The sequence below is a fragment of the Vibrio sp. 2134-1 genome (assembly GCF_033339495.1).
In genome coordinates, this window is record NZ_JAWOUS010000950.1 from 1 (window position 1) to 520 (window position 520).

At 47.3% G+C, this 520-nt stretch carries 1 protein-coding gene; it reads left to right on the plus strand.

The window, feature by feature from the left end; all coding sequences use genetic code 11:
* The coding region (locus R7R78_RS29430) for a GNAT family N-acetyltransferase (protein ID WP_225475001.1) at positions 1–520 on the plus strand (520 nt) is incomplete at both ends.

The following is a 520-nucleotide window of genomic DNA, read 5'->3' on the forward strand; positions in this document are numbered from 1 at the left end:
TATTGCGGCAGGGTTACCCATAGACCAATTGCTTGAAGAGCTGCACAGCTTACCGGCAGAAACTCAATTGCTTCAAAATGGCGAGTTCGACGTGTACTGCGCCAGCGCACAGCAGATCCCATCTCTCCTGCATGAAATTGGCCGCTTGCGAGAACATAATTTCCGTCAAGTTGGCGAAGGGACCGGACAAGCGATAGACATCGATCATTTCGATTATGACTACCTGCACCTGTTTGTGTGGGATCGTGAGAACCAATGCATGGTAGGAGCTTACCGTCTTGGATTAGTTGATCAATTATTGGCGAAATATGGCGTAGAAGGATTGTATTCGCGCACCTTATTCAACTATGACCAACGCTTTCTCGATCAAATGGGCAAGTCGATTGAAATGGGTCGTTCTGTGATTGCCGAGCAATATCAAAAAAGCATGAGTGCCCTACTCTTACTCTGGAAAGGCATAGCGACTTTTGTCCATCAACATCCCGAATACACGCACTTATTTGGCCCAGTGAGCATCAGC